Genomic DNA, 6,905 nt, shown 5'->3' with positions numbered 1-6,905 from the left:
CAGCGCGATCCGCGTCTGGCCCGCGCCGTGTCTCTTCACCAGTGCAAAGAGCTTGGCGGCGTTGGCGGGATGCAGCCGGATGCAGCCATGCGAGGCGGGGCGACCCAGCGCGCCAACCGCCGTCGTGCCGTGGATCGCGTAGCCCCCGCGGAAGAACACCGCGTGGGGCATCGCGCCGCCATACTTGCGCGAGTACCAGCTCCTTTCGAGGCGGGTCGGTCGGTAGACGCCATTGGGCGAGCGGAAGCCGCTGCGGCCGGATGAGATCTTCCAGTCGTAGACCTCGCCGTCGCTCGTGCTGACCTTCATGCGCTGGGCGGCAATGTCGACCCTGACATCGACTCCGGCTTGCGCCTGTGCGGCGCCGAGCACTGACAGGAACAGGACGGCCAAGATGCCGAGAACGCGACGCATCGCCCGAACTCCGAAGACGCTACCGTTGAGCGGGCGTTCGTGAGGCTCTGCCGGCCTTCGCCCTTGACTCTAGGAAAGCGCGGGTGCGGGAACCTGTAAAGCGGGAAGGCGGAACGTGGTTTCCGCGGCCGATCAAATCATCGGCAACGCCTGCGGCTTGCGGCCGCGGGGGAAGCCGGCGTCGATGCGGGCGATCTCGTCATCGGACAAGGCAAGGTCCAGCGCTCCGGCATTGTCCTCGACATGGGCGACCTTGCCGGCCTTCGGGATCGCGAAGACGCCGGGGCGCCGCGTCAGGAAGGCGAGCGCGACCTGCCGCGGCGTCGCGCCATGCGCCGAGGCGATCCCGGCGAGGAGGTTGCCTTGCGCGCTGCCGGGCGCAGGGAAATCGTCATGGCCGAACGGGCTGTATGCGGTGACGGCGACGCCATGGCGCTCGCACCATGGGATCACCGCGTGCTCGATGGCGCGCTCGCGCAGGTGATAGAGCACCTGATTGCAGGCGATCCTGCCATCGCCGGCAGCGGAAAGCGCCTCGTCGAGGTCGTCTTCGTCGAAATTGCTGACGCCCCAGGAGAGGATCTTCCCTTCCTCCTTCAGCGTCTCGAAGGCCGCGAAGGTTTCGGCCAGGGGATGCGGTCCGCGCCAGTGCAGCAGGTAGCAGTCGAGCCGATCGGTCTTGAGCTGCCTCAGCGAGCGTTCGCAGGCGGCGCGCACGCCCAGCCGAGAGGCATTGTGCGGCAGTACCTTCGAAACCAGGAAAACCTCGTCTCGCCGGCCCGCGATGGCCTCGCCGATCAGCGCCTCGGAGCGGCCGTCGCCATACATCTCGGCCGTGTCGATATGGTTCAGGCCAAGATCGAGGCCGCGCCGGAAGGCGGCGATCGCCTCGCGCCGGTCGCCCTGCTCGCTGTACCAGCTACCTTGGCCGATCGCGGCAATGGCCGGCCCGGTGGCTCCGAAGCTGCGCTGCATGACGCTCCCCTCTGATGCTCGATCGGAATTTGTGTCTCAGTCGACCTCGACCTCGAACTGCACATGGCGGATCTCGCCATCGCCGTAGCGCACGCGCACGCCGAACTGGTCCGGCCCGCGATAGCCCGGGCGCGAGGTGTATTCGAAGGCGAGCGATTGCCCGGGCTTGCCGTCGCAGTGCCGATACTCGCCGGGGCCGTATTCGGCATTGGCGGTCTTCGTCGCCATCCGGACCTTGCCGTGTCGCGGCGCCTGCGTCAGAACGCCGGTCGGGCGCTTCACGGGCCGGCAACGCGTGTCCATCGTCATGTAGGTCTGCTGCAGGAAGGTCGGCTTGCCCGAGGCGACGCGCTCGGCGTCGGCCTCGCTCGGCGAGGCCGTCCCGCCCGCACTGACGCAGCCGCCGAGCATGCCGCAGAGCAGCGTGGTGACGAAAGCGGTCAGTCCGGGAACGGGCATGGCTCCTCCTGCTTCCAGGCTGGTCATTCTCTCGCCGGTCAGGTCGGCGGCGTGCCGTTGGCCGAGAGCACCTCGCCGGCGAGGTAGAGCGAACCGCAGATCAGGATGCGCGGCGGAGCCGGCCAGGCGCGGGCGGCGATCGTCCGGAGCGCTTGCTCGACCGAGCCCGAGACATCGGCTGCCAGCCCGGCGCCGCGGGCGGCTTGCGCAACCTCCTCCGCCGGGCGCGCGGCGAGCGAGTTCTGGATGGGCACGGCGTAGAGCGCCTGCGCCAGCCCTTTGAAATGACCGAGCGTGGCGGCTGCATCCTTGGTCGAGAGCAGGCCTGCGATCATCACCAGCGGTGCCGGGTTGCGGTCGGCGAGATCGGCCATGGCCTGGGCCAGCACGCGCCCGCCATCCGGGTTGTGGCCGCCGTCGAGCCAGAGCTCGGCGCCATCGGGCACGATCTCGGCGAGGCGCCCGCGCGCCAGCCGCTGCAGCCGCGCCGGCCAGTCGGCATTGCGCATGCCTTGCTCGAAGGCGCGTGCGGGCAGGGCGCCGTAGCCGGCTGCGCGCAGGGCAGCGATCGCGGTGCCGGCGTTGATGTGCTGGTGACGCCCGGCGAGGCGGGGCAGCGGCAGGTCTAGCAGTCCGTCCTGGTCCTCATAGACCAGCCGCCCGCCGGCCTCGTGGACATTGAAGTCCTGCGCGCCGATCAGGATCTTGGACGCACCGGCGCGCTCCGCTGCAGCTTCGAGCACAGCCGTCGGCTCGGGCTCCTGCGGCGCGATCACGGCCGGTGCGCCGCGCTTGAAGATACCGGCCTTCTCGCCGGCGATCTTGGTGACGGTGTCGCCGAGATATTCGGAATGGTCGAGCGACACCGGCGTCACCACGGTGCAGGCGGGATGCGCGATGACGTTCGTCGCGTCGAAGCGTCCCCCGAGACCGACCTCCAGCAACAGCACGTCGGCGGGATGCTCGGCGAAGAGCAGCAGCCCAGCCGCGGTCGTCATTTCGAAGAAGGTGATCGGGTCGCCGGCATTGGCCGCTTCGCAGCGCTCCAGGGCCTCGACGAGCTTGTCCTCGTCGACGAAGCGGCCGCCGCCCGGTGCGCCCAGCCTGATGCGCTCATGGAAGCGCACCAGATGGGGGGATATGTAGACGTGGACCGAGAGCCCGGCGGCTTCAAGGATCGCCCGCATGAAGGCGATGGTCGAGCCCTTGCCGTTGGTGCCGGCGACATGGATCACCGGAGGCAGGCGCTTCTGCGGGTCGCCCAGCCGCTCGAGCAGCGTGAGGATGCGGCCGAGCGAGAGGTCGATCAGCTTGGGATGCAGCGCCATGAAGCGCGCGAGCAGCGTGTCGGATGACCCCATGATGCGACCGCCCTCTAGCGGATAGACGTCAGACCGCTTCGGCTACGGGGCGGGCCGGAGCGGGAGTGGCCGCCTCGCTCTTCATCGCAGGCTGCCTCGTGAGCAGGCGGCCGAGCCGCGCCAGCGTCTCGGGGATGTCGCGGCGATGCACGACCATGTCGACCATGCCGTGATCCTTGAGATATTCCGAGCGCTGGAAGCCTTCCGGCAGCTTCTCGCGGATCGTCTGCTCGATCACGCGGGGGCCGGCGAAGCCGATCAGCGCGCCGGGCTCGGCGATGTGGATGTCGCCGAGCATGGCATAGGAGGCGGTTACGCCGCCGGTGGTCGGGTTGGTCAGGACCACGAAATAGGGCAGACCGGCCGCGCGTAGACGCCGCACCGCAACGGTGGTGCGCGGCAACTGCATCAGCGAGAGGATGCCTTCCTGCATGCGCGCGCCGCCCGAGGCCGCGAACACCACATAGGGCGTCTTCTTCTCGAGCGCGGTCTCCGCCCCCTTCACGAAGGCGTCGCCGGCGGCCATGCCGAGCGAGCCGCCCATGAAATGGAAATCCTGCGCCGCGACCGTCATCGGCAGGCCCTTGACCCGGCCATAGCCGATCTTGAAGGCGTCCTGCGCGCCGGTCTTGGCGCGGGCGTCCTTCAGCCGGTCGACATAGCGCTTCTCGTCGCGGAACTTCAGCGGATCGACCGCGACTTCAGGCAGGGCGACGTCGAGCCACTTCCCGTCGTCGAAGGTGAGGCGCAGGCGCTCCGGCGCGGTGACGCGCATGTGGTGTTCGGAGCCGGGGATGACGTAGCCATTGGCCTCGACATCCTTGTGGAAGACCATCTGCCCGGAATCGGGGCACTTGATCCAGAGGTTCTCCGGGGTCTCGCGCTTGAACAGCGTCTTGATGCGCGGCCGGACGACTTCGGAAATCCAGTTCATCGAATGAATCCCTGATGGGCTTTCGGCGTGAGCTTTCCGGGCCCTGGCGCCGTCATGCCAGAAATAGGTCGCGCCTGCCGGTGGGCAAGCGGCGCGATCGTTGAACGAAACCGGCCTCAGGCCGCCTTGGCTGCGGAGCGGACGCCCTGTGCGAGCTCGCTGACCAGCGAAGTGACAGCCGAAACCGTCTTTTCCGTGGCCTTGCCCTCGCCGTCCAGCGACAGCCGGACGCGCTCCACCAGCGCGGAACCGACGACCACGCCGTCGGCGCTCCTGGCAATGGTGGCGGCGTCGGCAGCGGTCTTCACGCCGAAGCCGACCGCAACCGGCAGGTCGGTATGTCGCTTTATACGGGTGACCGCGTCGCCGACTGCGCCGTAATCGGCGATCGCGCCGCCGGTCACGCCGGTCATCGAGACGTAGTAGACGAAGCCTGACGTGTTCTGCAGCACCTTGGGCAGGCGCTTGTCGTCGGTCGTCGGCGTGGCCAGGCGGATGAAGGAGACGCCGGCCTTCAGCGCCGGCAGGCAGAGCTCCTCGTCCTCTTCCGGCGGCAGGTCGACGACGATCAGTCCGTCGATACCGACGCGGCGGGCATCCGCGAGGAAGGCGTCGACGCCATAGACATAGATCGGGTTGTAGTAGCCCATCAGCACGATCGGCGTATCGTGGCCCGCCTTGCGGAAGCTCTCGACCATGTCGAGGGTCTTCCTGAGCGTCTGCCCGGCCTTGAGCGCGCGCTGGCCGGCGAGCTGGACCGGGATACCGTCCGCCATCGGATCGGTGAACGGCACGCCGAGCTCGATCACGTCCGCGCCGGCTCCGGGAAGGGCCGCGAGGATCGCGCTCGATGTCTCGAAATCGGGGTCGCCGGCGGTGACGAAGGTCACGAGCGCCGCCCGGCCCTCGCGGGCGCAGGCCTGGAAGCGGTTCTGGATGCGGGTCTGGCCGGTCTCTGTCATGCGCCTGCGGTTAGCATGGCGCGGCCGGGCTGGCGAGTGGCTTGCGCACAGGGCGAGCCTGCGCCACATCGGCCGGGCATGCGCGCCTTCGACACAGCCCTCCCGATCGACGCCGTTCTCGGCGATCTCGCCGCCGCCCTGCGGGAGCGGCCGAACGCCGTGCTCGTCGCGCCGCCCGGCGCCGGCAAGACCACGCGCGTGCCGCTCGCGCTGCTCGACGAACCCTGGACGAAGGCCGGCAAGCTGATCGTTCTCGAACCACGCCGACTGGCGGCGCGCGGCGCGGCCAGCCGGATGGCGCAGACGCTCGGCGAGCGCGTCGGCGAGACCGTCGGCCTGCGCGTGCGACTCGGCTCCAGGATCGGCCCGAAGACGCGCATCGAGGTCGTCACCGAAGGCGTCTTCGCCCGGATGATCCTCGACGATCCAGCGCTGGAAGGCGTCGCGGCGGTGCTCTTCGACGAATTCCACGAGCGTTCGCTGGATGCCGATTTCGGCCTCGCGCTGGCGCTCGATGCACAGGGTGGCCTGCGCGAGGACCTGCGCCTCCTCGTGATGTCTGCGACGCTCGACGGCGCCCGCGTCGCGAAGCTGCTGCGTGATGCCCCGGTGATCGAGAGCGAGGGCCGCGCCTTTCCCATCGAGACGCGCCATCGCAGCCGCGACCCGCTGAAGCGGATCGAGGACCAGGTCACCGAGACGATCCTGCTCGCTCTCAACGAGCAGCCGGGCTCGCAGCTCGTCTTCCTGCCCGGGCAGGGCGAGATCCGGCGTGTCGAGGAGCGCCTGCGGGAGAAGCTTCGTGATCCCGCCGTCGAGATCGCCCCGCTCTATGGCGCGCTCGACCAGCGCGATCAGGATCGCGCCGTGCTGCCGGCGCCTGCGGGCAAACGGAAGATCGTGCTCGCCACGGCCATCGCCGAGACCTCGCTGACGATCGAGGGCGTCCGCGTGGTGATCGATTCCGGCCTTGCTCGCGTGCCGGTCTACGAGCCCGATATCGGCGTGACCCGGCTGGAGACCCGGCGCGTCAGCCGCGCCGCCGCCGACCAGCGTCGCGGCCGCGCCGGCCGCACCGAGCCGGGCGTCTGCTATCGGCTCTGGGAGGAGGCTGCGACCGGGGCGCTCGAAGCCTTCGCGAGGCCGGAAATCCTGTCGGCCGACCTCAGCCCGCTGCTGCTGGATTGCGCCGCCTGGGGCGTGGGCGATCCGACGACGCTCGCCTTCCTCGATCTGCCGCCCGCGCCCGCCCTCAAGGAAGCCCGCGCGCTGCTGAGCAATATCGGCGCGCTCGATGCCGATGGCCGGATCACGCCGGATGGCCGCGCCTTGCAGGCCCTGCCGCTGCCGCCGCGGCTCGCCCGGATGGTCGTGGCTGCCGCGCGCTTCGGCCAGACGGGCGTCGCCGCCGATCTGGCCGCCTTGCTGGTCGAGCGTGGCCTGGGCGGCGAAGCCATCGACCTCACCGAGCGCCTCGATCGTTTCGATCGCGAGCGGGGCGGCCGGGCCGGCGACATGCGGCGCCTTGCCGAGGGCTGGGCGCGAACCGCCGAGCGGAGTCTCGCCGCGAATCAGCCCATTGCGGTTGAACCGCTCTCGCCGGGCCTCCTGCTCGCCTTCGCCTATCCCGACCGCGTCGCCAAGGCCCGGGCACCGGGCTCCGGCCAGTATTTGCTCGCCAATGGCCGCGGTGGTGCGCTGGAGCCCTCGCAGCGCCTGGCGCGTGAGTCCTACATCGTCGTTGCCGAAATGACCGGGGCGGCCCAGCAGGCGCGTATCATGGCCGCGGCGGCGATCGCC

Annotated in this window: 7 protein-coding genes; 1 reads left to right on the top strand and 6 read right to left on the bottom strand. The window is 69.7% G+C overall.

The genetic code is table 11. The features are described from left to right. From ACIPIA_RS07925 to trpA, 6 genes are all read right to left on the bottom strand, one after another. Positions 1 to 414: L,D-transpeptidase (locus ACIPIA_RS07925; protein ID WP_400508315.1), on the bottom strand; the 414-nt coding region annotated here is incomplete at its 3' end. 132 nt (positions 415 to 546) lie between these two features. Further along, positions 547 to 1,389, bottom strand: a complete 843-nt coding sequence (locus ACIPIA_RS07920; RefSeq protein ID WP_400508313.1) for an aldo/keto reductase — start codon at positions 1,387 to 1,389, stop codon at positions 547 to 549. A 36-nt stretch (positions 1,390 to 1,425) separates the two neighbouring features. Further along, on the bottom strand, positions 1,426 to 1,848 hold the full coding sequence (locus tag ACIPIA_RS07915) for a hypothetical protein (RefSeq protein WP_400508311.1): 423 nt from the start codon (positions 1,846 to 1,848) through the stop codon (positions 1,426 to 1,428). Positions 1,849 to 1,886: 38 nt separating this feature from the next. Further along, the gene (locus tag ACIPIA_RS07910) at positions 1,887 to 3,209 is read right to left on the bottom strand and encodes a bifunctional folylpolyglutamate synthase/dihydrofolate synthase (protein ID WP_400508309.1); all 1,323 of its coding nucleotides are present in this window, start codon (positions 3,207 to 3,209) and stop codon (positions 1,887 to 1,889) included. 28 nt (positions 3,210 to 3,237) lie between these two features. Continuing rightward, positions 3,238 to 4,143 (bottom strand): acetyl-CoA carboxylase, carboxyltransferase subunit beta, encoded by a 906-nt coding sequence (gene accD / locus ACIPIA_RS07905; protein ID WP_400508307.1) that lies wholly within the window; start codon positions 4,141 to 4,143, stop codon positions 3,238 to 3,240. Between the two features lie 116 nt (positions 4,144 to 4,259). Further along, on the bottom strand, positions 4,260 to 5,105 hold the full coding sequence (gene trpA, locus ACIPIA_RS07900; protein WP_400508305.1) for a tryptophan synthase subunit alpha: 846 nt from the start codon (positions 5,103 to 5,105) through the stop codon (positions 4,260 to 4,262). 78 nt (positions 5,106 to 5,183) lie between these two features. On the opposite strand from trpA, the gene hrpB reads away from it, so the two are divergent. Continuing rightward, positions 5,184 to 6,905 (top strand): ATP-dependent helicase HrpB (gene hrpB, locus ACIPIA_RS07895; protein ID WP_400508303.1); only part of this gene is annotated, 1,722 nt, incomplete at its 3' end.

The organism is Allobosea sp. CER48 (genome assembly GCF_044752385.1).
In the GTDB taxonomy this organism is placed as follows: domain Bacteria; phylum Pseudomonadota; class Alphaproteobacteria; order Rhizobiales; family Beijerinckiaceae; genus Allobosea.
This window is presented reverse-complemented; position numbering and strand designations above follow the sequence as displayed.